Genomic DNA, 25,475 nt, shown 5'->3' on the forward strand with positions numbered 1-25,475 from the left:
CAAATATTGGATGACTTGAGGTGTTAAAATATAGAAATTAAAAATCAGTTGAACAGTGACTTAACGAAATTGCTGAGGGATGTGAAGAAATTCTGCACAGCTGTCTGCAGGCTCTTCCAAAAGCCGTCATCGTTTATCAAATCCTGAAGGTTTCCCGTCAGATCCTCCAACTGAGTCTTGACCTGGTCAAAGTCGATATTCAAACTTCTCATCTGGTCAAATAGATCAGTCAACCTTTGGCGATCTTCCGGACTCAACTCAATATTCAATGATTGCAACTGGTCCTGGACAATTTGCTCTACTTCTTCTTTTGTGGCAGGATCCTGCTCTGCGATTGCCTTTTTAATTTCTGTCAGGAGCTCGCTGATTTTTGCCTGGTCAATCCCTTCTTCTTCAGCAATGTCTGTTGCAATATCAAGTTCTTCACTAGCCACTTGCATACGATCTTCATCGAGCTTGACGCCCTTCGCATCATAGGCTTTATATATTCCAGTCAATGCAGAATGACCACTTACTTTTACAGAAGAAGCAACTAGGACATCTGCATTCTCCACTCCTGCTGTCAACAGAGCATTTGTATACATTTCTTTGCTCACCTGTGTTATGTTATCAGGTGTTACAATTTCAATATTCAACCCTGCATCATTATCCTTATGAATAATCTTAACTGAAGAGTACATATTCGAATTCGGATTTCCTCCGATATAGTTAGCAAGGTCTTGACCATTTACAGTGAATTCATCCACTTGATCGTGTTGATTCACCTCAAGAAGTTCCGCTACATCCGTTTTCTGTGACTGAGACAATGCTTCTCCATAGACGACAATCGGTAAACCAAGCTTCTCATTGATCCCCTGGTCTCCTGTTGAAGCAAAACCTGTGGATGGGACAACAAATGCTGTGAATAGAACTGTGATGAACACCCATATACTCATACATTTTTTCATTCTTCTCGACCCCTTGTAAACATGGTAGATTCCTCCTTAAGCTATGCGGAACCTTCCATCTATTATAACCTACTCCCCATCATGGACATCTGCCCTCAGACCTATATCTGAAAAAAGTAGGCTGCTTAAGTAGACGAACTCGTTATGAGAAAAGTTTCACCTATTGATTAAATTTCCTAAAGGAGGCAAACGTCATGCACGTATTACGCCAAATCGGGCTTTATCTTTTCGCTGCAGCATTTTTTTACGCAGGGGTCACCCATTTCATATATGACCATGGGTTCGCCCAGATGCTCCCTTCTTGGGTGCCTCTGAAATTAGAACTCGTTTATGTAACAGGGATAACGGAATGGCTCTTAGCCTTGCTTCTTATCTTTCCACAAACAAGGAGGGCGGCGGGGTTTGCGACAGCTATCTTCTTGGTCCTTGTGTTACCAGCCAATATTTATGCTGCCATCTATGGCATACCAGCACCCTGGAGTGAAGAAACGAGCCTGGCTGCTTTATGGGTCCGCCCTCTCTTCCAACCTCTTCTCATATGGTGGGTCATCACAGTGTCCAAAGATTCGAAACACAGATGAACCTTTGGTAAAATAGAGATAGATTCCAAGGATAAGGAGGTAGTTTATGCGTTTAGAAAATAAAAAAGTCATAGCCTTAGTAAGCAAGGATTTTGAAGACCTGGAATTATGGTACCCTTTACTCCGGCTGCAAGAAGAAGGAGCTGTTGTACACCTTGTTGGTGAAGAAGCAGGCGTGGAGTATCCTGGCAAGTACGGGGTCCCAGCCACTTCCGATTATGCTTTTAACGATGTCGATCCCGCGGATTACGATGGGGTGCTCGTGCCTGGTGGTTGGTCGCCGGATAAACTTCGCCGTTATGACAAAGTCATCGAAATCATCCGCCACATGGACGAAAACCGCAAACCGATCGGACAAATTTGTCATGCTGGCTGGGTACTCATTTCTGCCGGTATTCTCAAAGGACGGAAAGTAACCAGTACCCCAGGCATCAAAGACGATATGACCAATGCAGGAGCTACTTGGTACGACGAAGCTGTCGTTCAGGATGAACACCTCGTATCCGCACGTCGTCCACCTGATTTACCTCCATATGCAAAAGCTTTTGCTGATTTACTAGCAGAGAAATAATTTGATGTAAAAAAGCTCGCAGCATGAGATGGCTGCGAGCTTTTTTTATGGGTTGTTTTAATTTGAGGCGCACCCCACCCCCGCTCCTGAGGTTGATCACTTAAGTCGTTACTCTTTTTCAGCGATAGCCCGTTTCGCTAACATCGTAACGACAGCATCATCCATAGGAGGATTGTGGAGCCCTGCACGGACATCACGATAATATTTTTCAAATGGATATTTCTTTGAGAGCCCGCGCCCTCCCGCAATTCGTAGTGACAGGTCCACCACTTCAGCAGCTGTGTTGGTTACAGCCATTTTGACAGCTGCTAACTCTGGATTCATGTGCTTCCTTTTTTCAGGTTCTTCGTCCCATTTTCTCGCAGTCGTGTACATAAAGGAATGTGCCTGAAGCAGCTTCCATTCCATTTCACCGATTTTATCCTGAATATGGGCAACTTCTGAAATCGGTTTGTCCAAACTATTGGGTTGGAAGTTCCTTGCAAAATCAATTGCATCATTCCGTGCTGCTACAGCAATCCCCAAATAGCAGGCAGGAATGTGCAGGAGCCACCCTTTAGGGGTCGACTTCTCCCCAGAATTGACTTCCACTAAATCCTCGAGACCCAACTCCACATCTGTCATCACTAAATCATCACTTTCCGTGCCCCGCATACCAAGGGTATCCCAGGTCTTTTCAACTGAAACACCAGGTTGATGACGGTCGATAATAAACCAGCCAACCTTGTCTATATCTTTAATATAAGCTGAGACGATATAATAATTCAAATGCTCCGCCATTGATGTAAATGATTTCCTGCCATTCAGCACATATTGGCCATCTGCTCTGACAGCCGTCGTCTCTGGAACGCCCCCACGAGTAGGGCTTCCTGTTGCCGGTTCAGTCGCTGCGCGGTTGACCACTTTTTGATTTCGGACCACTTCTTTTGCCAATTTTTCGAATTGGTCTCTTTTCCACAACTGTTCATCAGCCAGTTCCATCATGATCCCCATATGCCAGCCGATGGATAGCGCAACCGCTCCGTCACCTTCAGCGATCTTTTCTTGTAACAGCAACAGTTCATATAAGGAAAGATCCTCTCCCCCGAACGTTGTCGGTAATGTTAAAGAAGGGTATTCTTCTTGCTTGATCACATTTAAGGTGTGGTGGGAAAATACTGCATCCCGATCCGTCTCTGTCACATGGGAACGAGCTTCTTCTGCGATACGTACAGCCTTTTCAAATAAACGCTCATGTCTGACATTCTTTATCCATGGTTGAAACACATCTCCCATTCTATCCACTCCTGCTTCCTTTATTATATTTAAATCATACCTTACAAGTCAGGTTTAATCCAACGACCAGATTATGAAGTCTATGATATTTAAACTGACTTTTATAAATTCTAAAATAAAAAAATCCCATGCCGTACACTAAGCTAGATGTTCAGCTTTGTGCATGGCATGGCTTTCGCAGACCAGAACCTTTAATCAGTTATTTATTATATGTTTTCCTTTTGTATAAATTGCAGTGCTTGTTTCACTGAGGCATACGTCTGTAAAGATAATTCACTGAAATCTGCATAAGGGGCACTCTGGATTGCAAATGTCGGGTTAATCCCCGTAATGACAAGAGTTGTGCCCATCAAGTCAAGTAATTGGTTCATTTGATAAATCCCCATATGTACCGCTTCATTATAAGAATGAACAGCAGACATATCCATAATCAAATAATCTTCTTTCGTTTCCTTCACATGATGGCTCACGGCATCCAGCATTTGCTGCAAACGTTCATCATCGATCGTCCCCACGAGAGGAAGCACGGAAATGTTGTCTTCGACAGGGACAATCGGTGTGGAGAGACGCTTCACTTCAGACAAATAATGCCCGATCAATTCCTCTTGCTGCCGTCGTTGAGACACATCTTTTTGCACACCGACAAAGTATGTTTGTTCCATCTGTTCAATGAATACGGGGAAAATTTGCAGTTCATTCCAAAACATCGACCCATCTTTACGATAATTTTTAATTTCAATTTGGACAGATTGGAAATTTTTAAGTCCGTCACGAATTCTTTCTACTTGGCTCTGACTCGTATCATCTCCTTGTAGAAAACGACAGTTCTGTCCCAAAATTTCGTCCGATTCGTATCCAGTTAACTCCTGAAAGCCTTTATTGCAATATATCATCGGATTATCTTCTTGTTCAGGGTCTGTAATAACAACTCCCGCCCCTACACGATCGATAGCCGCTTTAATGAATTCATTTTGATGTATTTCTTCTAATCTAACAAACGATTGTCCACTCACTGTTAACAATCCCCTTTGTAATGGAATGAATACTATCATAATAAAATGAATCGTACTCGAAGTGCAAGCGGCACCCGAATATACATCTTTCTGGTTTTACCATGGTGAAATTTTTAACATAGGCCATCGGGACTTCCATTTGTGGGCTTTCTTATAATAGATATCTTCGGTGATCAATTTTTTATTCGGCCTCACAGTCATTCGGAACAAATCTTCTAATCCATACGGAGCGTATACTTGATAACTTCCTTCTACCAGGCGCTTCACCCCTATGGCTGAGGCAGTGGTCGGCCATGTGTCAATCGCCGCTTCACTTGATGTATAAGGTTCAATGACCTGGTCGAATTTATCTTCATACCACTGATGCACAAGTGCCTCATTCGTTATGTCAATCTCAAACGGATAATCATCCATTCTCTTTTTTAAACTTGCTTCCAGCTTTCTCTCCTCTGTTAATGTACCTTTTTCATCATGAAAAATAATATCTGCATCTCCAATCCCATAGCCGGGGTCATAACCATGGAGATCGTTCCACACAGTCTGCACAACTACTCCAGCCCCGATGTAATATGAACTGAGGTAACGGTCTGCAGTGTCAAATAACGGCTGGATATACGGTGTTTTTTCTTTAAGAATATAAACCAGCTTTTTTTCTAAATCATCCATTTGCTATCACCTCTACTTTTATAAGCTTTCAACTTCTATATGCTTCATAAACGCCTCGACTTGCGGAAGGTCGCGTAAGCCAGGCTTTATACATGCCCAGGTCTCTCTGACAATTGACTCCCCCTCCATCGTCAAAGGTATATATTCAAAATGATCTTTTTCATTACTACATATACTTTCCGGCAACACCGTCATACCTAAACCTCTACTCATCATTTGCTTGGCTGTTTCAAAATGATCGACTTTAATCGAACGATTGAACAATAGACCATCCTGAGCGTACATCCACCTCTCAATCAACTTCTGAAATTCAGGATCACTTTTAAATTCAATGAATGGCCGCGTAAGTTTTGAGCGTAACGGATAACGATCGAACAGATACAGGGGGTCATCCAACAGATGAAATTTTTCATAATCCTTCAGAGGCTCTCCTCTGACAATACAAATGTGAAATGAATGTGAATTTTGTCGGATCTCTTCACTCACCCCAGTCACTAGATCAATGGTCACCTCAGGATGCTGTGTGGTGAACTTTTCGAGAATATCAGGGAGAAAGTACTGACTGAACAAAGAAGAAGCACCGATAGAAAGTGTCCCCGCTACTTTTCCTTTCGCTTTTGATAAGCGAGTCCACAGTTGTTCTTCTCGCTTCATGACAGTTGCTGCATGATCCAGAACCAATTCCCCGAAGGGCGTAGGAAGAAGTTTCTTAGAGGTACGGAGGAAAATAAGCCCTCCCAAGTATTCTTCTATGTATTTCAAACGTTGTGTAAGAGCCGGCTGTGATATCAAGATTTTCTTCGCAGTCGCTCTGATTGTCCCATACTCCTTTAAATAAAGGATCAATTGATAATCTTCTAGTTTCATCTCGACTCCCCCCATAAGCAATGCTTATCACTTTTCATTATAAAGCAATATTATCCAAATCTCTATGGATGGGATAGGATGGAAGTAGTTCCAAAAGGGGTGATTTGATGAATCGATTGAATACAAAGCGGTTACTTAGTGGATATTTCTTCTATGAATGTGGGCGGGCTATGTATTTTGTATTGATCACTTGGTTTTTGTACCAGTGGACCGGAGATGCACTATATACAGGACTGTTTGTCAGCTTCGGTTTTATTCCAGGACTGTTTTCCAACCTGATTTTCGGCGTGCTTGTCGATCGTAAAAATAGGAAACGCCTTGCCAGCATTGCCGGTTTGTGCAGCATCATATGTTTAGTTTTTTTATGGGGGGCTTTCTTTATAGATTGGATCCATCCTTTAGTGATGATCGTGTCACATATGGTTCTTCAAACCTTAGGGTCTCTTTTTCGCCCTTCCCTTCAAGCCTTGGTGGCTGAGGTCTTCCCGAAGGAGGATTTGCCACGGATTTTCACCTGGTCTGCCTCCTCCACTGTTGCTGGAAGTTTATGCGGTGCATCACTGGGGGGATTTTGGCTGGCTGGTTAACTGTTACGTCTTCACTTGTTGTTGTCGTTTGTCTGTACTTGGGAGCCTGGGTGACCGTAGAACTTATTTCTTACACACCTATCCCTAAACAGGAATTAACCGAGCCGACTTCTTTCATAAAGGAAATGAAGGATGGCTTCACATATGTGCATACACACCAAATGCTTTATGGTTTATTCATCATGATGATGCTCGGCCAATTGACCTTTCATACAACCCTGGGGTTTTTAAGTGTTTATACAAGTGCACACTTACAACAGTCTTCCATTATATATGGTTTTCTTGATAGTACATTTTCAATCGGAGGAATTGTCGCCGGTCTAATTGGCACCTGGTGGTGGATGAAGTGCAAAGACCGGCTGGCGGTTTGGTCGCTCCTCATTATGGCAGCCGGCTTAGCTTTGGTTGGACTGACCTCCCATGTTTGGGTTGCCTTCCTTGGATTTGCGATGATCGGCCTTGGAACTTCATTTGTACGTGCTCTTTTGCAGTCCATTCAACAAATGGCGACTGACCCTCACTTTCACGGACGTATGTCTAGTTTACGAATGTTAGGCAACCAGACTTCTGTTGTCATTACTGGTCCGATTTTCGGTATAGTCGCCACCTCCCAAGGAGCTTATATGGTTTTCCTTCTCTTGCTCTTCCCTGTCCTGTTAGGTGTCTTATGGGCAATCAAGCAATCAAAACACCCTGCATTCATAGAAATCACTTCACAACAGAGCGCGTGATCAAACAGTAAAAAGGTATGCTCTATATTTTGAGCATACCTTGATTTATAAGTATAATCTCCGCTTATCTCGTCTCTTCCTTCGGTGTACGATAAACCTTCTCAACCTCAACTCCCAGCGTCTTCAAATAGTCGACAATCTGGTCTAGTCTCTTCATTTTTTCACCTCAGTATTAGAAATAAGATTTGGTATTGAAACACTGTTATTATGCTATCTTCCTTATTTACGAATCCACAAGCGAAAACGTTTCATTTTTTCTATAATGCACAGTACCCTCGATCTCTTTAATTTATTCAGGTTTTTTACACATTCGGACATTTTTTCAAATTGCTGAATCCTGCGTGCAAAGGATTGTAAGCTTCCCTGGCCGATTTCGCGATCCTCATTTTATTATAGAGTCTTCACTTCAACCCAAACCTTCTTTCCCTTCATCATAACAGAGGTTAGTTCGAAAAAAATCAATGATTTTTTGACAATTGATACATTTCCATAACCAGTTTAATGAAAACATCGACATGAGTGGTTATTTCTTCTTCATGGACAGGAGTTACGATGGAAAAATAACGTGTCGTCGACTTTATATAAGGAAGACGCATGATTAAATTCATGGCTCCTGTATGTTTTACGACCGTTTCAGATATGAATGAAAGACCTATACCTGCTTTCACTCCCTGAATTACTCCATGATTACTTCCAATCGTAATCATTTTCTTAGGACGGATGTTGAATGATTCCAGCATCGAATCCATCATTGCCCTGGTCCCTGATCCTTTTTCTCTAGAGATCCACGTCTGATCCTGCAGGTCTTCAAAGGTTATAGAGGATTTTCTTCGAATAGGATGGTCCTCCGGAACAACGACAACCATTTCATCCTCCATAAATGGAAAGGAAGCGAGCCCCTGATCGGCTACCTTCCCTTCGACTAACCCTATATCCAATTGGTGGAGTTGAACTTCCCGATTGATTCTCTGTGAATTTGCAATCGTGACTCCTACTTCAATTGCAGGGTAGTTTTGATCAAATGATTTTAAAATCGTGGGAATGATATATTCACCGACTGTATAACTCGCTCCGATACGGATGCTTCCCCGAAGTTGTTGGTGAAACTCTAACACTTCGCTTTTCGTTTTTTCCATAATACCTAACACTTGGCGGGCCCGCTGGTAAACAATATCACCTGTTTGAGTCACTATGAATCTTTTTGGAGATCGATCAATTAACGTTGTACCAAAAAAATGTTCCAAATTCTTAATATGTGAACTGACTGTTGGTTGTGAGAGGTTCAGTATTTCTGATGCTCTTGTAAAGCTTTTCTGATCAATGGCCGTCACGAATGTTTTTAATGCTTCTAAATCCATAGGATCACCCAATCATTTAATTTTATAATCATTGACATTATAAAGTTTTATTTTACTAATAATTAAACGAGGCGTATAGTGTATGAGGGGAAAAAGGAGGAAAAAGCATGAAGCCATATTTCAGCTTGACTTCTGATCGAACACTCCTTACAGGGATAGGTTTTACTGCCCTTATTGCTGCCATCGGTTTTTTATTAGCCACACTACCTTTGGTCAATCAAGCAGGACCTTTAGCATCTGCTATTTTACTTGCAGTCATTTATAGACATTTTTTCGGGTACCCTGAATTCATACGGTCAGGAATTCAATTTTCCGCAAAGAAACTATTACGTCTCGCTATTATATTGTTCGGTTTGAAATTAAATATTAATGTCATTATAAATGAAGGACTTCCCTTGCTCTTCAAAGGCGTCCTTGTCATCATCTTTGCTATCGGATTTATGTACTTGCTAGCCGTATTGTTTAAGGCTGACGTTTCATTGACAATGCTCCTTGGGATAGGTACTGGAATATGCGGGGCTTCAGCAATTGCGGCAGTCTCTCCTATCTTAAAAGCGAAAGAAGAAGACACAGCAATCAGCGCTGGTGTGATATCCATTGTTGGAACGTTATTCGCAATTGCTTATACCATTATACGTCCGATTCTTCCTATCAACGCAGAAGAATACGGCATTTGGGCAGGATTGAGTCTCCATGAAATTGCTCACGTCGCTCTTGCAGGTGAACCTGCCGGCGAGGAGGGCCTGGGCATGGCACTCCTTGCCAAATTAGGCCGTGTTTTCTTGCTGGTGCCTGTTAGCTTGATCCTTGTATGGTTCATGCAGAAGAAAGGTAAAAAAGATAACGAGCACACTATCGCATTCCCTTACTTCTTAATAGGATTTATTCTAATGAGTCTCTTCGGAAGTTATATTGATGGGGCTCTCTTTACAATCCCTGCCTCACTGATGAGTGGAATTTCTACATTTACCTCATTCATTCTCACGATGGCTATGGTCGGCCTTGGGCTCAGTGTAAGTCTGACAGACGTAAGAGAAAAAGCATTAAAGCCAATGATTTTACTCGTTTTAACTTCTATTATATTATCACTGCTTTCTTATTGGATCCTATAAAAAAGATGCTGTCCTTTACAGTTCAGCATCTTTTTTATGGACAATTAACATCCTGTCTCCTTAATACCCTGAAGATAACAGGAGGAGAAAAGAAGTTTCACTATAAGTAGAAAAAAGGAAGGACACCCTTTCCTTTTTTATTTACTATTGTCGATTGAATATTGATGTTCTTCCTCTACGAACCTGTTGTAACGACGTTGAAACCATAAAAACATATGGGTGACGAAAACTTTCAGAATTGCATAACCCGGTATAGCCAAGATGATTCCCACCACCCCGAACAAGTGACCTGCTGTCAGCAGTACAAAAATAATGGTTACCGGATGAATATGCAAACTTTTCCCCATGATTTGGGGAGATATAAACTTTCCTTCTAAGAGTTGAACAACCGTCCACACGAATAACAGTTTCAAAACCATGAAAGGAGAAGTAACGATAGATATAATCAGTGCTGGTGTGATAGCAATAACCGGTCCCAAGTAAGGAACGACACTCGTCACACTAGCAATCGCAGCAAGCAACAATGCATATTCCAACCCTATAATCAAGAATCCAATGTACATCATGATTCCTATACAAAAACTTACAATGATCTGACCCTGAATATAGGCACTAAGCTGGTGATCGATTCCTTTGAACACACTTGTTACTTCCGAGCGGGTTTTAGGAGGGAAGAGCTTGATAATCGTTTCTGGCAAATGATGGCCATCCTTCAAAAGATAAAACAGGATGAAAGGCAGTGTAACAATTGCTACGACTACATTTGTCACCGTAGTAATGATACTCGTGATTCCCTCAACAGTCTGCGATGCATAAGAAGATATATAATCAGGAAGCTGATTTAAGACCCCATCCGCATCCTCAAAAAGATTTGTATAATACCCGGAAAACATGGAGTTTCGCAACCACTGATCGGTCGTATTGATTAAATCTCTTAAATATCTTGGCAATTCTTCTGCCAAACTGATCAGTTGCTTCTCTAGAAAAGGGATGATTAAGACCACCATGAGAGTAATCAACCCTACTAAAGCAAGGAGCGTAATTAAAATACCCCAGATCCGCTTAACCCTCCACGACTCAAGTAAATTAATGATAGGCCGTAACAAGTAATAAACAACCACAGATAGAATTAACGGAAGAGCTACCGTCTGAACAAATATGAGAAAGGGATCGAAGATGAACCCGACGTTTGAATAAACAAGGATATTCAACCCGACAACCAATAGCACACCTAATATGTATAATAGTTTACGGCCACCGAAGAAACGGATGACCGGTGTAGAATCCCAACGATTCATTTGCAATTCTCCTTCACCACCAAGAATGACAAGCCTGCTTTTCTACAGTTTACCATAAGAGGCAATTAAAGATAAAAAAACGGCGCACCCTTTTCCCATATTTTCTTTATAAGCAAAACCCCTTCAGGAAATTCCTGAAGGGGTTGATAATGACGTGGCGGCGTCCTACTCTCACGGGGATCGACCCGACTACCATCGGCGCTGAAGAGCTTAACTGCTGTGTTCGGCATGGGAACAGGTGTGACCTCTTCGCCTTCACCACCACATCAATATAAAGCTTGAGGTGAACCCTCAAAACTGGATAAGGAAACATCATCGTCGAATGCACATCGACTTTTCACGAACGAAATCTCTATAGATAAGTCATCGATCCATTAGTATCCGTCAGCTCCACGTGTCACCACGCTTCCACCTCGGACCTATCAACCTCATCGTCTCTGAGGGATCTTATTTGCTTAAAGCAAAGGGAAATCTCATCTCAAGGTGGGCTTCATGCTTAGATGCTTTCAGCACTTATCCCGACCACACGTAGCTACCCAGCGATGCTCCTGGCGGAACAACTGGTACACCAGCGGTGTGTCCATCCCGGTCCTCTCGTACTAAGGACAGCTCCTTTCAAATTTCCAACGCCCACGACGGATAGGGACCGAACTGTCTCACGACGTTCTGAACCCAGCTCGCGTACCGCTTTAATGGGCGAACAGCCCAACCCTTGGGACCGACTACAGCCCCAGGATGCGATGAGCCGACATCGAGGTGCCAAACCTCCCCGTCGATGTGGACTCTTGGGGGAGATAAGCCTGTTATCCCCGGGGTAGCTTTTATCCGTTGAGCGACGGCCCTTCCATGCGGTACCGCCGGATCACTAAGCCCGACTTTCGTCCCTGCTCGACTTGTAGGTCTCGCAGTCAAGCTCCCTTGTGCCTTTACACTCTGCGAATGATTTCCAACCATTCTGAGGGAACCTTTGGGCGCCTCCGTTACTCTTTGGGAGGCGACCGCCCCAGTCAAACTGCCCACCTGACACTGTCTCCGGACCGGATCACGGTCCTGGGTTAGAATGTCCGTACAGCCAGGGTAGTATCCCACCAGCGCCTCCACCGAAGCTAGCGCTCCGGCTTCCAAGGCTCCTACCTATCCTGTACAAGCTGTACCAACATTCAATATCAGGCTACAGTAAAGCTCCACGGGGTCTTTCCGTCCTGTCGCGGGTAATGTGCATCTTCACACATAGTATAATTTCACCGGGTCTCTCGTTGAGACAGTGCCCAAGTCGTTGCACCTTTCGTGCGGGTCGGAACTTACCCGACAAGGAATTTCGCTACCTTAGGACCGTTATAGTTACGGCCGCCGTTTACTGGGGCTTCGGTTCAACGCTTCGCATACGCTAACGCATCCCCTTAACCTTCCAGCACCGGGCAGGTGTCAGCCCCTATACTTCGCCTTACGGCTTCGCAGAGACCTGTGTTTTTGGTAAACAGTCGCTTGGGCCTTTTCACTGCGGCTCCTCGGCAGAGGAGCACCCCTTCTCCCGAAGTTACGGGGTCATTTTGCCGAGTTCCTTAACGAGAGTTCTCCCGCTCACCTTAGGATCCTCTCCTCGCCTACCTGTGTCGGTTTGCGGTACGGGCACCTCTTTCCTCACTAGAGGATTTTCTTGGCAGTGTGAACTCAGGAGCTTCGGTACTAAATTTCCCTCCCCATCACAGCTTGACGTTGCCGGACGGATTTGCCTATCCGACCGTCTCACTGCTTGGACGCGCTCATCCAATGGCGCGCTCTCCTTATCCTCCTGCGTCCCCCCGTCGTTCAAACGGAAAGGAGGTGGTACAGGAATATCAACCTGTTGTCCATCGCCTACGCCTTTCGGCCTCGGCTTAGGTCCCGACTAACCCTGAGAGGACGAGCCTTCCTCAGGAAACCTTAGGCATTCGGTGAAAGAGATTCTCACTCTTTTTTCGCTACTCATACCGGCATTCTCACTTCTAAGCGCTCCACCAGTCCTTACGGTCTGACTTCACGGCCCTTAGAACGCTCTCCTACCACTGATCGTAAGATCAATCCGCAGCTTCGGTGGTGTGTTTAGCCCCGGTACATTTTCGGCGCAGAGTCACTCGACCAGTGAGCTATTACGCACTCTTTCAATGATGGCTGCTTCTAAGCCAACATCCTGGTTGTCTAAGCAACTCCACATCCTTTTCCACTTAACACACACTTTGGGACCTTAGCTGGCGGTCTGGGCTGTTTCCCTCTCGACCATGAACCTTATCACCCACGGTCTGACTCCCAGAACAAAGTCGTTGGCATTCGGAGTTTGACTGAATTCGGTAACCCGATAGGGGCCCCTCGTCCAATCAGTGCTCTACCTCCAAGACTTTCTATTCTGAGGCTAGCCCTAAAGCTATTTCGGAGAGAACCAGCTATCTCCGTGTTCGATTGGCATTTCACCCCTACCCACACCTCATCCCCGTAATTTTCAACTTACGTGGGTTCGGGCCTCCAGTCAGTGTTACCTGACCTTCACCCTGGACATGGGTAGATCACACGGTTTCGGGTCTACGACCGCATACTCACTCGCCCTATTCAGACTCGCTTTCGCTGCGGCTCCGCTTCTGCTGCTTAACCTCGCATACGGTCGTAACTCGCCGGTTCATTCTACAAAAGGCACGCCGTCACCCATTAACGGGCTCCGACTACTTGTAGGCACACGGTTTCAGGTTCTCTTTCACTCCCCTTCCGGGGTGCTTTTCACCTTTCCCTCACGGTACTGGTTCACTATCGGTTACTAGGAAGTATTTAGCCTTGGGAGATGGTCCTCCCGGATTCCGACGGAATTTCTCGTGTTCCGCCGTACTCAGGATCCACTCCGGAGGGAGAAAGATTTCGACTACAGGGCTGTTACCTGCTCTGGCTGGCCTTTCCAGGCCGATTCGTCTATCTTCCTCCTTGGTAACTCCGATGGAGTGTCCTACAACCCCAGAAAGCAAGCTTTCTGGTTTGGGCTGATTCCGTTTCGCTCGCCGCTACTCGGGAAATCGCATTTGCTTTCTCTTCCTCCGGGTACTTAGATGTTTCAGTTCCCCGGGTGTGCCTTCCTATACCTATGTATTCAGTATAGGATACTGTTCCATTACGAACAGTGGGTTTCCCCATTCGGAAATCTCCGGGTCAAAGCCTACTTACGGCTCGCCGGAGCATATCGGTGTTAGTCCCGTCCTTCATCGACTCCTAGTACCAAGGCATCCACCGTGCGCCCTTATTCACTTAACTATCTTCGTGAAAAGACGTTGATTACAATTTCGATGTTTGATGTCTTGTCATCACTAGCGTCATCGTTAGATGACCACTATTGATTCCTTATCCAGTTTTCAAGGTTCACAGATTGAAAGATCGTTTGATCTCTCAAAACTGAACAACCAACCAAGTACGTTTCCGTTCTAAATCCTTAGAAAGGAGGTGATCCAGCCGCACCTTCCGATACGGCTACCTTGTTACGACTTCACCCCAATCATTGGCCCCACCTTCGGCGGCTGGCTCCAAAAAGGTTACCTCACCGACTTCGGGTGTTGCCAACTCTCGTGGTGTGACGGGCGGTGTGTACAAGGCCCGGGAACGTATTCACCGCGGCATGCTGATCCGCGATTACTAGCGATTCCGGCTTCATGTAGGCGAGTTGCAGCCTACAATCCGAACTGAGAATGGTTTTATGGGATTTGCTACACCTCGCGGCTTCGCTGCCCTTTGTACCATCCATTGTAGCACGTGTGTAGCCCAGGTCATAAGGGGCATGATGATTTGACGTCATCCCCGCCTTCCTCCGGTTTGTCACCGGCAGTCACCTTAGAGTGCCCAACTGAATGCTGGCAACTAAGATTAGGGGTTGCGCTCGTTGCGGGACTTAACCCAACATCTCACGACACGAGCTGACGACAACCATGCACCACCTGTCACTTGGTCCCCGAAGGGAAAACCCTATCTCTAGGGTGGTCCAAGGATGTCAAGACCTGGTAAGGTTCTTCGCGTTGCTTCGAATTAAACCACATGCTCCACCGCTTGTGCGGGCCCCCGTCAATTCCTTTGAGTTTCAGCCTTGCGGCCGTACTCCCCAGGCGGAGTGCTTAATGCGTTAACTTCAGCACTAAGGGGTGGAAGCCCCCTAACACCTAGCACTCATCGTTTACGGCGTGGACTACCAGGGTATCTAATCCTGTTTGCTACCCACGCTTTCGCACCTCAGCGTCAGAAACAGACCAGAGAGTCGCCTTCGCCACTGGTGTTCCTCCACATATCTACGCATTTCACCGCTACACGTGGAATTCCACTCTCCTCTTCTGTCCTCAAGTTCCCCAGTTTCCAATGACCCTCCACGGTTGAGCCGTGGGCTTTCACATCAGACTTAAGGAACCGCCTGCGCGCGCTTTACGCCCAATAATTCCGGACAACGCTTGCCCCCTACGTATTACCGCGGCTGCTGGCACGTAGTTAGCCGGGGCTTCCTCGTTAGGTACCGTCAAGGTGCCGCTCTATTCGCACGGCACTTGTTCTTCCCTAACAACAGAACTTTACGATCCGAAGACCTTCATCGTTCACGCGGCGTTGCTCCGTCAGACTTTCGTCCATTGCGGAAGATTCCCTACTGCTGCCTCCCGTAGGAGTCTGGGCCGTGTCTCAGTCCCAGTGTGGCCGATCACCCTCTCAGGTCGGCTACGCATCGTTGCCTTGGTGAGCCGTTACCTCACCAACTAGCTAATGCGCCGCGGGCCCATCTGTAAGTGATAGCCAGAGGCCATCTTTCAACTTTCCTTCATGCGAAGAAAAGTATTACCCGGCATTAGCCCCGGTTTCCCGGGGTTATTCCGATCTTACAGGTAGGTTGCCCACGTGTTACTCACCCGTCCGCCGCTCGTTCCACGAGCTTCACCCCCGAAGGGGATCCGCTCGCTTCCCGCGCTCGACTTGCATGTATTAGGCACGCCGCCAGCGTTCGTCCTGAGCCAGGATCAAACTCTCCATAAAAGTTAGTTTGACTTGCTCATTTGCACACCGAATGTGCTTGTTTCAAATCTCTTCTTTATAAGAAGAAATATCTTGACGTACTGGTTGGTTCGTTCAGTTTTCAAAGATCAAAATGTTATGTGCCGCTTCAAAACAGCGACTTAATTAATATACCATGGCTAGTCGTTATCGTCAACAACTTTTCATGAATTATTTTGTCAGCCGTTTGCGGCTCGCCGCCTCTCTTAATGCGACAAGTAATAATATATCACGGCTATATCATTCATGCAATAGTTTTAAAGATACTTTTTTCATTCTTTGTAATTTCTTCTAAGCCAAAATGAACATTCACAAGTTTCTTCCTTATTATAAGAAAACAAGGAAGAATCCTAAGGGGAAAACGCGCTTCCTTTAAGCACGTTTTTAGTATCTGCCTCTACGCTTTCGCATGAATTTTTTGATGATCGGATAAATAATCGGTCCAAACTTGAATAATCGTCTCAGTAGTCTACCCATGATGAATTCTCCTTACTAAAATGTAATTATACTTATTCATACCCGAATGCATTTCAGTACAAACAACAATTCACTTTTTATATCAACTGCCTAAGATTTTATGATAAAGATTTCTAGCTTCTGCGACATCCTTTGTTCCATGGATAAGCACTCTTCCATCTTTAAAGAAAACCATGCGATGACGCTCATCTTCATAGGTTAATAAAAATGGATTTTCCTTTACTTTGCTTTGGGGTAGTCTTTGCTTCAAATCATTTAAATTTCGCTCTTTCTTATCCGGGGGACGAATTTGGACGGTGTCACGGCCACAAAGAACAGCGACTTTCGTTTTTGTATCATTTGAAAGATATGGGTATGTCGGATGATCACCACAAGATGGACAATCATGTTTTTTTGCATGGGATGTTTTTATATTCGTATAGTGATGGTTCCATAAATCGAATGTAATCAACCCTTTATTAATCGCTTTTTCATCTTCCACTAATACCTTTAATGCTTCTGCCACTTGATGAGCGGTGACCATTTGTACAGCTGGACTTATGACCCCGGCTGTATCGCAAGTTGCTCCACTCAGAGGGACCGCCTCCATCAAACAATTCAAACACGGTGTAACACCAGGGAGAATGACGCAGCTCAAGCCATGGCTTCCTACACACCCTCCATAAATCCAAGGGATCTGGTTTTTTTGTGACATATCATTAATCAACATCCGTGTTTCGAAATTATCGGTACCATCCAAGATGAGGTCCACTCCAGTCACGAACTTTTCCAACTCTTCTCTTTGTACATCTGCGACATGGGTGGTGATCTTCACTTCTGAATTTAATTGTTGCAGCCGATTTTTGGCTGCGACTGCTTTCGGCAAGCGATTCTTTGCGTCTATTTCTGTGTAAAGTTGTTGTCTTTGCAAATTGCTCATCTCAACATAATCCCGATCAATAATGGTAATGTTTCCGATACCGGCACGCACCAGCTGTTCTGCACTGCTTGTACCTAATGCACCTGCACCAACCACCAAAACATGCTTTTCTTGCAACAGTTGTTGACCCTTCTCTCCGATGGGGGCGAATAAATGTTGCTTGGCATACCTCTCTTCATTCAATAGTGAACATCTCCTTGAAAAAGTTTCATCGCATGACACTACCACCGGAAATTTTCAAAGACTCTCCGATGATATTATAGGAAGCATCTGATAGAAGGTAGACAATGGAACGTGCTACTTCTTCTGGTTCACTGAGTTTCCCGGACGGTATTCCTTGTTCAGCAAGCTTCCTTTGTTCTTCATAACTTCTGCCTTCCCGTTCTCCTTTAGAGTTTATAGCTGCTTGTCCCATAGCTGTATCTACGTAGCCTGGACAAACGGCATTCACACGAATGCCATTCTCGATTGCTTCTAAAGCAAACGATTGAGTAAAACCAATAATTGCAAATTTTGAAGCGCTGTATGCTGTGTTACTATGTGTACCGCGGAGCCCGGATAAGGATGAAAGGTTCACAATAGCTCCGGCCCCTTGCTTTTTCATCTCTACATATACTTTCTGGGTGAATAGGACTGTCGAAAAGTAGTTCAATTCCATTACCTTACGCAAATCCTCTTCCTTTATGCTCTCCAACGGTCCTCCCCCGATGACCCCAGCTGAATTGACCAAACCAGTAATAGGGCCAATTGAATCCATTGCCTCTTTTACCACTTTGTCACGGTCGAATTCTTCGTTCAAGTTTGCTTTACATAGGAAAATTTCCACCCCACCATTTATAGTAGCACACTCTTTTTTCGCCTGTTTCAACTTTTCTTCATTACGTCCTGTAAGGGTCACATGACCGCCAGCACGGACGATCTCTTTCGCGGCTTCACGACCAATCCCACCTGTAGCTCCAGTAACAAGAACATGTTCATCTTTTAATGCATTTTCAGAAAAAATCCTCATTCTCAAACGCCTCCTTAGCGAATAACATATCCCCAACTGTTCGAACTTAAACTTTACGGAAAGGTTATTAAAATAAAAAATCAGCGCTCTATGACTGATTCAGTCACTTAGCGCTGAGCCATGGGACACCTTTTTTTAAAAAGTCTGCCATGTTTATTCTCTTTTTATTTCTTCTCATAGCTGCCTTCACCACTTCAAATGTTATTTACGCTTATTGTTCTGCTTACGGAAAGAGAATAGGACCTTTCCACTCCGCGTGCGCTTAACACCTTTTGTTTTAGCTTGCGCTTGGCCTTCAGGAGTATTTTTGTAATCCTGATCGAATAGCTCGCGGGCTTTTGAATACAGCAGAGTCATAGTGGTGACCTCCTTTTCTTTATAGGATATGAAACGATTCCCCTTGATATTATTAGTAAAACGTCGTAAACGCAAGAAAAAAATATATTTTATCGGTTTTTTTCTTAATAAGGACTCTATACAAGAGGTCATAACCTCTTATCCATCCCTGAAGTGTTTGATTTCTAAACATATTTCCTTTATAGAAGTCTGAAGATTTTCCAAACCTCAGACAGGTTGAGCATAACATTAGGATGTTCCCGCTGCCCTTTTTATAATAGTAATGGGAAGAATTATAAAGAGGAGGATTTATGATGAAGGTAGCTGCCCTGGTGGGAAGCATTCGAAAAGATTCCTATAATATGAAGTTGACAACGTTTATGAAAGACCGTTATAAAGATCATTTAGATATAAAAATCGTCCAGATTCGTGACTTAGCGCATTACGACCAAGACATTGAATCCGAAGCCCCGGCTTCTGTCCAGAATTTTAAAGCACAGCTTTCCGATGTTGACGCGTTCCTTGTGGTGACCCCTGAGTTCAATCACTCTATTCCTGGTGTATTGAAAAATGCTTTAGATTGGTTGTCGCGCGGAGAAAAAGAAATGGAAGGAAAACCTACTTTCATTGCTGGGGCTACAATGGGGATACTCGGAACTGTCCGAGCGCAAATGCATTTGCGTCAGATTTTAAATGCCCCGGGTATGGGAGCCCAAGTTCTACCAGGTAATGAAATTTTAGTGGGGCAGGTCCAGAATAAGATGGATGAATATGGCCAATTGACAGATCAAAAGACTATTGATTTCATCGATGGTGTAGTGGATACATTCGTTAGCTATGCGGGAGAAAAGTTCTCGCAGGCCACCGTATGACTAAGATAAGAAGACTCCTGAGCTTGTGCGCTCAGGAGTCTTTTATGTTTGGTCTCATTTAACCACGGGAATGTTCCCCTATAATCCAAAGGAGGTTTTTTAATGAATGAAAATAAAGAGTTAAATAAAATGGAATCGAAAGCAGCAAATATCAGTGAAGAAAAGAAAGAGGACATTCTTGAGAACTTCAATCAATTTGCAAGTTTCTTAGGAAGTAAGGTCAGTAAAGCGGAAAAAGTAGGGATGAGTGAAGAAGCCTTGGCCCAAAGCGCGGAGAAAGTAGCGAATTACTTGGCCGAACATGAGGAACCTAAAAACCGCGAAGAACAATTATTACGTGAAATTTGGAAAAATGGAGAAAAAGAAGAACAGCATGCATTAGCCCATATGTTAGTACGCATGGTTCAAGATTATAAGTAATAAAACCTTTAACGCATACGGTTATTTCACAAAAGAGGCGATCCTACAACGGATCGCCTCTTTTCATTTATAATATTATTCATATACTTTAACTTCTACAGTTTTACGACCGAAGTCTAGGGCATCGGATTGTTCTGGAATGAATACATCGATACGGTTGCCATTGATCGCACCACCGACGTCGCCGGCTACTGCTTTACCATAGCCTTCTACATATACTTCAGATCCGAGTGGGATGACATCTGGATCTACTGCAACCACTTTCTGATCAGGGTTCGCATTAAGATCGATACCTGTATACGTTGTACCAGAGCAACCTTCACAGGAAGCGGTATAAGCTGTCGCTTCCATTGTCAGCGTTTTAGCTACTCCATCATCAGCTGGTTGGCTGGATGTCTGTTTTGCCTCTGCTTCTTCTTCAGCAGGTGCAGGGTTTTGATCTACTTTTTTGTTAGGACCATTCAGAGAGAGCTCTTGTTGTGGAACGATTAGATTATCCTGAAGACCGTTCCAATCTTTCAATTGATCCACACTTACACCGTTTGCTTGACCGATGCTGTATAGTGTATCACCAGATTTTACTACATGTACATTATTATCGGAAGATGTCGGTTGCCCATCCGCTTGTCCATTTATAGAAAGGGTTTGGTTTGGAAAAATCAAGTTAGAATTAAGACCGTTTTCGCTTTTTATATCTTGAACAGATACTCCATAATCTTGTGCTATTCCCCACAGAGTATCACCTTTTTCTACTTTAAGTTCATCTGCACTTACTGTTGTTGCTGTTACTGCCGAAACCGACGCTACCGCTGCCAAAGAAACTATTGTTTTTTTCATAATTTATTTCCTCCTCGGTAAACAGTCATTCTTTGTTCACCGCTTCATGGATGAACTCTGTTTAAAATCACAATCCCTACTCTAACACGTGTAGAGAAAATGCCAATAACAGGACAGTCACAATTATTTTTCAAACATTACATTGTTCTTACTTCACTGTAATATAGCGGTCTCAAAGGCACTTATTTCCTATTCAATATCTCTCTCACTTTTGCAAGCGCTTTCATTTTCGGTTATAGTAGATAAAAATAAGAATGGGGTGTTTTCGAAGGTGTTGAAAGAACATATGTTTAACTCTCTTCAGCAAAAACCTTACTCAAAAGAACACGTGGGCATTACGCATTTAAACCCACAATACCGTGTTGACCTAAGGAGTTTATCAGAAAAGGAGTACAATAAGTTCGTCAGTATAAACACCGTTCCAGACTGGTCACAGCTTTCGTGGAAAAAGGTCGGGAAACCATATGAAGTTACAACCTATTCAAAGGAGCGTAAAGACTGGGAAGAACACAATGAAAGAACAATGGATCCACACACTTCCTGGACCTATTTTAATAAAGCCTTCCATGAATGGTTCATCAAAGACGTACCAGAAGAAAAAAATAAAGCAAAGAAACACTTCGTCAAAAGCCTCCGCTCTTTCCGACCAAGGGAAATAAAACATGCTCTTAGTGGTATCGCTCAATTGCAGTTATGGAACTACGTCCACCGCATCCAGGATGGAATTTGGGACCCCCGGGGTAAAAGAGCCTTATTCGAAGGCCTTCGTTTGCAAAAGCCACGCATTCTTTTTCTAGGGGCTGCAGAGGGCTATGAAGCGATGCAACTTGGTGCTATGTACCCGGGAGCAGAAATTGTCATGGTTGATTATGATGAATATTGCAAAACGACTCGATTTGCAGAATTTCCAGAAACCTACCCATTCCTGGGGGAAAACCCTAGAACAGGAAGTTGGCAGGTCATTTATAAAGATGAGTTGAATATCGAGTACATTGTTGACGATGTTCGCAACCTCGATTTTGGTAAAGAGTTCGATATAGTCCTTTCTGTAGGATTGCTTGAGCATTTTCCTGATGAGTATAAACCAGAAGTTGCAGACTGGCACCGCCGCTTTCTGAAGGATGGTGGTTATGCCATTTTGACAACTCCTCGTAACCAAATACGTTCAAAGCTTTACTATCGGGTAATGGCAGATGTCATGAACCATACGTACCGTGAACTCATGACCGTCGAACAGATGGGGCTCTATATGTATGAAAGTGGATTCAATATTCTACGACATGGATATATCAAGGTTCACAACGGATTGGTTTGTCAAACACGTTAATAAAGGGGGCATGCATGGCCCCTTTATCACCTGTTTGTACAGCATACATTTTTCATTTATATACAGCTTTGAAAGTTTTGTGTTGCAACAGTAGACATCAGCAGCTCACTCAGCCATCCAGTCTGTCACAGTAGATATGCATGGCATCACGTAAAAATTCGGCGTATCCTTCTGCCCACTTGTCGATGTTTTTTGTAAACCGTGGATCGTTCACATACATATCGGCAAGCCCACAGAAGATTTCCGTATTACATTCATAGAAATAATCAGTGATATGCTGCCGCTTTTCCCCGATGAGACGTTGAACCTCTTCATCCTCCGGTCCTTGACTCATCCGGTCCACGATTTGGCGGTCGATCTCGTTGCTCTCTTCCTGTATTCTCTTCCAGTCTTCATCGGTATAGGAAGATGTTTTCCTTTTTGACTCTTTATAGGCATCGGTCTGCCCCCATCTTTCCTTCACTTCTTTTTCATATTTTTTCTGATGTTCTTCAATGTGCCTTCTATCAAATGGCTTGAAGCGATCCTCATTAGCCATATTCTCTCCTCCTTGTACAGACTCCAGCGTTTGATCCACAGAGTGGATGATCCGCTCAAGCCGTATCTTTTTCTCCATTAATATTTCCTTGTGATTAGACAGAGCTTGCTTCTCATCAAAATGCGGATCGTCAAGGATCTTCTTGATTTTTTGCAATGAGAAATCCATCTCTTTGAAAAAAAGAATCTGCTGCAACCGAGCCATCCCTTCTTCTCCATATAAACGGTAACCTTTATCGGTAACATGCTGAGGGGACAGCAGGCCGATATGATCGTAATGGTGCAGTGTGCGCACACTGACACCGGCAATCTCTGCAACTTCCTTCACTTTATACATGGGTGATCACCTCACTTAAAAGCATAATCTATAACGTTACGTTAGAGTCAACGAATCACCGGAAAAAATTTTTGCGCATTTTTCGTCGTTTGTTGTTGCTTTTTGCTAAGAAAAGGAATTTAGTCAAACCTCGGAGAAATAGATTACCTATACCACATTTTAAATAAGGTTGTGTTCTTATGAATATGTATTGTCAGAGCGCTTTTCATCAATTAGAAATCGTCATTGCTTCCATATCGGAAATGGTTGGGCAGCTTTCAGAAGAAGACCTCAAGTTGCGCCCCACCCCAGGGAAGTATTCCATCGGAGAATTGCTCGAACATATCGCCTCGATTCCAGCGGCCGATGGACACATTGCCGAAGGAGCTTCGAAAGAGGAAATGGAACGCTTCTATGAAACGATATCCATGAGCTCTAAAGAAGAAATCCTCGACAAATTATTCGAACATTTTTCCCAATTAAAGGCACAATTCGAGAATTATACCGAAGAGCACCTTTACACTGAATCCACCTCCTGGTGGGGCGTAACAAATAAACGTTATGAATGGCTGCTGCAAATTGTCGCACATATGTATCATCACCGTGGTCAATTGCACGCCATGCTTGTTCACACCTATAAAAAAGACCCTGAAATTCTACTGTTTGAGTGATCACTCTATCTCTAACTATTCTTACCGATTTCTACACCTCAGGTCATCCATTTTTTGGTAATTACAATAGAAGATCCCGTGCCATGCAGACACGGGACCTTTCTATTTATTCATAGCCAAGATATTCAATTTCCAAAGGTTTTTCTTCTTTTTGAGTTACAAAAAACCCCTTAGATGCTTCTCTGGAACTTACGACTTTCATGGGCTTTCCATCAACGAAATGAACCGCTACCCCGTCATAAAGTCCATACCCCGGAAGAATCGCTCCTTCTTCTACATACCCTGTGTATGATGGGCGGCGTTCCTTTTCACCATCATAATGAGGGCAGCAACTCCCAGAGAGAAACCCTAAACCCGCAAGCGGCTCCAGGTGATCGCCGTAGGAATCCGTCAGACCTTCTTCAAACCAGCAGATTGCCCCTGCACTAAGCCCGGCTAATAAAACCCCTTTATCCAAGGCTTCTTTCAATATTTCATCAATACCCCATGCTCTCCATAAAATAAGCATATTTTTCGTCGATCCACCACCGACATAAATAATGTCCTGTGATAACAGAAGTTTGCGTAAATCCTCAGAAGGGGGCGAGAATAAAGAAAGATGTGTCGGCTCACAGCTCTTTTTTCCAAAGAAGCTATAGAACCTTTCAATATAGCCTTGCGCATCTCCACTGGCAGTCGGAAGAAAACAAATTTTGGGGTTCGTCTTCCCCACCTGGGCAAGAACATATTCATCTAACAATAGGTTTTCAGGTTCCATAGAAAAACCACCGCCCCCCATAGCTATGATTTGTTTCATAATGTCCTCCTTTCTTATTGTTTCTTTTTCCCTAATGACGTTTGGATATCTTCTTTATACGCGTAGGAGAATAACAACGAGACGAGTATCCCTCCACCGATCAAGTTCCCGATACTTGCTGGAACGAGATTAAATAGAATATATTCATACCAAGTATATTTGTCGGACGCTAGAAAGCCCATACTGAAGTAGCCCATATTCGCAGCACTGTGCTGGAAGTTACCAGCGACGAACAATACTACAGGAAGCATCGTTCCTAATATTTTTCCTGTAATATCACGAGCGGCTGTAGTTAAGAAAGCAGCCATTCCTATCAGCCAGTTCGCCAATATTCCTGAAACTAAAACTTCAAACCAGCCTTTGATTCCATAGTCCATGAATTTCATCTTATGATCCAGGTACTTGGATAACTCAGGATAAAATGTATCGGATAAAGAACCTGACATTTGAATCAGGCCAGCAACGATAAACGCCCCTAAAATATTTCCGATATAGGCTGAAGCCCAAAACTTATATATATTCGATTTCATTAAACCTGATTTGTTGAACAAATAAGATGGTAACAGGACGTTGATTTCCGTGAATAAAACGGAACCGGAAATGAATACCATCGAGTAACCTGCTGCAAAACCGAGGCCTGACAGCAAATGATAAATTCCCTTCGCTTCCACTCCTACCGCAAGAAGTATAGAGAATACCGCTCCAAAGGTCATAAAAGAACCCGCTGTCAGAGCCAATAATAATTGAGCACGGAAAGGTTTATTTAAATGGTCTCTGCCTTTTTCCCCGAATTCATCCACAATTTGCGATGGAATATAAAACTGGCGACCTGGTTGATCTATTTTCACATCACTGCGCTGTTCTGTTTCAATGTTTTCATTTCTCTCTTTCATTTTTGCTTCTTCATCACTCGCCATT

Annotated in this window: 23 protein-coding genes and 3 rRNA genes; 9 read left to right on the top strand and 17 right to left on the bottom strand. The window is 43.8% G+C overall.

Going from position 1 to position 25,475, the window contains the following annotated elements; translation table 11 throughout:
• Positions 1–44 precede the first annotated feature (44 nt).
• Positions 45–947: a DUF1002 domain-containing protein gene (locus HLI_RS09800; RefSeq protein ID WP_128524813.1), complete on the bottom strand. Its 903-nt coding sequence runs from the start codon at positions 945–947 to the stop codon at positions 45–47.
• Positions 948–1,141: 194 nt separating this feature from the next.
• Between HLI_RS09800 and HLI_RS09805 the strand changes: the two genes are divergently transcribed.
• Both HLI_RS09805 and HLI_RS09810 read left to right on the top strand, forming a co-directional pair.
• Entirely contained in the window at positions 1,142–1,528 is a 387-nt protein-coding gene (locus tag HLI_RS09805; RefSeq protein ID WP_128524814.1) for a DoxX family protein, read from the top strand.
• 46 nt (positions 1,529–1,574) lie between these two features.
• Complete coding sequence (locus HLI_RS09810; protein WP_128524815.1) at positions 1,575–2,099, top strand: type 1 glutamine amidotransferase domain-containing protein; 525 nt, start codon at positions 1,575–1,577, stop codon at positions 2,097–2,099.
• 108 nt (positions 2,100–2,207) lie between these two features.
• Here the strand turns inward: HLI_RS09810 and HLI_RS09815 are convergent, their stop codons facing one another.
• The 4 genes from HLI_RS09815 to HLI_RS09830 form a co-directional block, all read right to left on the bottom strand.
• Positions 2,208–3,374, bottom strand: a complete 1,167-nt coding sequence (locus HLI_RS09815) for an acyl-CoA dehydrogenase family protein (RefSeq protein ID WP_128524816.1) — start codon at positions 3,372–3,374, stop codon at positions 2,208–2,210.
• Positions 3,375–3,580: 206 nt separating this feature from the next.
• On the bottom strand, positions 3,581–4,387 hold the full coding sequence (locus HLI_RS09820; RefSeq protein WP_128524817.1) for a YtvA family blue-light photoreceptor: 807 nt from the start codon (positions 4,385–4,387) through the stop codon (positions 3,581–3,583).
• Between the two features lie 96 nt (positions 4,388–4,483).
• Positions 4,484–5,053, bottom strand: a complete 570-nt coding sequence (locus tag HLI_RS09825; RefSeq protein WP_128524818.1) for a nucleotidyltransferase family protein — start codon at positions 5,051–5,053, stop codon at positions 4,484–4,486.
• A gap of 18 nt (positions 5,054–5,071) precedes the next feature.
• Positions 5,072–5,920, bottom strand: a complete 849-nt coding sequence (locus tag HLI_RS09830) for a LysR family transcriptional regulator (protein WP_128524819.1) — start codon at positions 5,918–5,920, stop codon at positions 5,072–5,074.
• A gap of 107 nt (positions 5,921–6,027) precedes the next feature.
• Here HLI_RS09830 and HLI_RS21990 point away from each other — a divergent pair, with 107 nt between their 5' ends.
• The gene (locus HLI_RS21990) at positions 6,028–6,507 is read left to right on the top strand and encodes an MFS transporter (protein WP_241655973.1); all 480 of its coding nucleotides are present in this window, start codon (positions 6,028–6,030) and stop codon (positions 6,505–6,507) included.
• A complete protein-coding gene (locus HLI_RS21995; protein WP_241655974.1) occupies positions 6,492–7,238 on the top strand; it encodes an MFS transporter in 747 nt (248 codons plus the stop codon). Before HLI_RS21990 ends, HLI_RS21995 begins: the two co-directional genes overlap by 16 nt.
• 458 nt (positions 7,239–7,696) lie before the next feature.
• On the opposite strand, the gene HLI_RS09840 is transcribed toward HLI_RS21995, so the two are convergent.
• On the bottom strand, positions 7,697–8,596 hold the full coding sequence (locus tag HLI_RS09840; RefSeq protein ID WP_128524820.1) for a LysR family transcriptional regulator: 900 nt from the start codon (positions 8,594–8,596) through the stop codon (positions 7,697–7,699).
• 107 nt (positions 8,597–8,703) lie between these two features.
• Here HLI_RS09840 and HLI_RS09845 point away from each other — a divergent pair, with 107 nt between their 5' ends.
• A complete protein-coding gene (locus tag HLI_RS09845; protein WP_128524821.1) occupies positions 8,704–9,708 on the top strand; it encodes a YeiH family protein in 1,005 nt (334 codons plus the stop codon).
• 137 nt (positions 9,709–9,845) lie between these two features.
• Here the strand turns inward: HLI_RS09845 and HLI_RS09850 are convergent, their stop codons facing one another.
• The 7 genes from HLI_RS09850 to HLI_RS21610 all read right to left on the bottom strand — a co-directional run bounded on the left by HLI_RS09850 (position 9,846) and on the right by HLI_RS21610 (position 18,802).
• Positions 9,846–11,006 carry an AI-2E family transporter gene (locus HLI_RS09850; protein WP_128524822.1) on the bottom strand — a complete coding sequence of 387 codons (1,161 nt, stop codon included), beginning with the start codon at positions 11,004–11,006 and terminating at the stop codon, positions 9,846–9,848.
• Positions 11,007–11,158: 152 nt separating this feature from the next.
• Positions 11,159–11,272: ribosomal RNA gene (gene rrf, locus HLI_RS09855) — 5S ribosomal RNA — on the bottom strand.
• An 88-nt stretch (positions 11,273–11,360) separates the two neighbouring features.
• Positions 11,361–14,276, bottom strand: a 23S ribosomal RNA gene (locus HLI_RS09860).
• Between the two features lie 179 nt (positions 14,277–14,455).
• A 16S ribosomal RNA gene (locus HLI_RS09865) occupies positions 14,456–16,022 on the bottom strand.
• Together the 16S, 23S and 5S rRNA genes form the textbook arrangement of a ribosomal RNA operon.
• A gap of 577 nt (positions 16,023–16,599) precedes the next feature.
• On the bottom strand, positions 16,600–17,619 hold the full coding sequence (locus tag HLI_RS09870; RefSeq protein WP_128524823.1) for a MoeB/ThiF family adenylyltransferase: 1,020 nt from the start codon (positions 17,617–17,619) through the stop codon (positions 16,600–16,602).
• 25 nt (positions 17,620–17,644) lie between these two features.
• Complete coding sequence (locus HLI_RS09875) at positions 17,645–18,445, bottom strand: SDR family NAD(P)-dependent oxidoreductase (RefSeq protein ID WP_128524824.1); 801 nt, start codon at positions 18,443–18,445, stop codon at positions 17,645–17,647.
• Positions 18,446–18,646: 201 nt separating this feature from the next.
• Positions 18,647–18,802, bottom strand: a complete 156-nt coding sequence (locus HLI_RS21610; protein ID WP_164908535.1) for a hypothetical protein — start codon at positions 18,800–18,802, stop codon at positions 18,647–18,649.
• A gap of 293 nt (positions 18,803–19,095) precedes the next feature.
• On the opposite strand from HLI_RS21610, the gene HLI_RS09880 reads away from it, so the two are divergent.
• On the top strand, positions 19,096–19,653 hold the full coding sequence (locus HLI_RS09880) for an NADPH-dependent FMN reductase (RefSeq protein ID WP_128524825.1): 558 nt from the start codon (positions 19,096–19,098) through the stop codon (positions 19,651–19,653).
• Between the two features lie 102 nt (positions 19,654–19,755).
• Positions 19,756–20,073, top strand: a complete 318-nt coding sequence (locus HLI_RS09885) for a DUF3243 domain-containing protein (protein WP_128524826.1) — start codon at positions 19,756–19,758, stop codon at positions 20,071–20,073.
• Positions 20,074–20,148: 75 nt separating this feature from the next.
• Here the strand turns inward: HLI_RS09885 and HLI_RS09890 are convergent, their stop codons facing one another.
• A complete protein-coding gene (locus HLI_RS09890) occupies positions 20,149–20,910 on the bottom strand; it encodes a LysM peptidoglycan-binding domain-containing protein (RefSeq protein WP_128524827.1) in 762 nt (253 codons plus the stop codon).
• Positions 20,911–21,181: 271 nt separating this feature from the next.
• Between HLI_RS09890 and HLI_RS09895 the strand changes: the two genes are divergently transcribed.
• Positions 21,182–22,237 carry a class I SAM-dependent methyltransferase gene (locus HLI_RS09895; RefSeq protein WP_241655975.1) on the top strand — a complete coding sequence of 352 codons (1,056 nt, stop codon included), beginning with the start codon at positions 21,182–21,184 and terminating at the stop codon, positions 22,235–22,237.
• Between the two features lie 109 nt (positions 22,238–22,346).
• Here the strand turns inward: HLI_RS09895 and HLI_RS09900 are convergent, their stop codons facing one another.
• Entirely contained in the window at positions 22,347–23,111 is a 765-nt protein-coding gene (locus tag HLI_RS09900; RefSeq protein ID WP_128524828.1) for a MerR family transcriptional regulator, read from the bottom strand.
• Positions 23,112–23,290: 179 nt separating this feature from the next.
• Here HLI_RS09900 and HLI_RS09905 point away from each other — a divergent pair, with 179 nt between their 5' ends.
• Positions 23,291–23,761 (top strand): DinB family protein, encoded by a 471-nt coding sequence (locus tag HLI_RS09905; protein ID WP_128524829.1) that lies wholly within the window; start codon positions 23,291–23,293, stop codon positions 23,759–23,761.
• A gap of 106 nt (positions 23,762–23,867) precedes the next feature.
• Here HLI_RS09905 and HLI_RS09910 read toward each other — a convergent pair whose 3' ends face one another.
• Both HLI_RS09910 and HLI_RS09915 read right to left on the bottom strand, forming a co-directional pair.
• Positions 23,868–24,557: a Type 1 glutamine amidotransferase-like domain-containing protein gene (locus HLI_RS09910; RefSeq protein ID WP_128524830.1), complete on the bottom strand. Its 690-nt coding sequence runs from the start codon at positions 24,555–24,557 to the stop codon at positions 23,868–23,870.
• A gap of 14 nt (positions 24,558–24,571) precedes the next feature.
• Positions 24,572–25,474: a formate/nitrite transporter family protein gene (locus tag HLI_RS09915; RefSeq protein WP_128524831.1), complete on the bottom strand. Its 903-nt coding sequence runs from the start codon at positions 25,472–25,474 to the stop codon at positions 24,572–24,574.
• Position 25,475 lies beyond the last annotated feature (1 nt).

It is taken from the genome of Halobacillus litoralis (assembly GCF_004101865.1).
GTDB lineage: Bacteria > Bacillota > Bacilli > Bacillales > Halobacillaceae > Halobacillus > Halobacillus litoralis_A.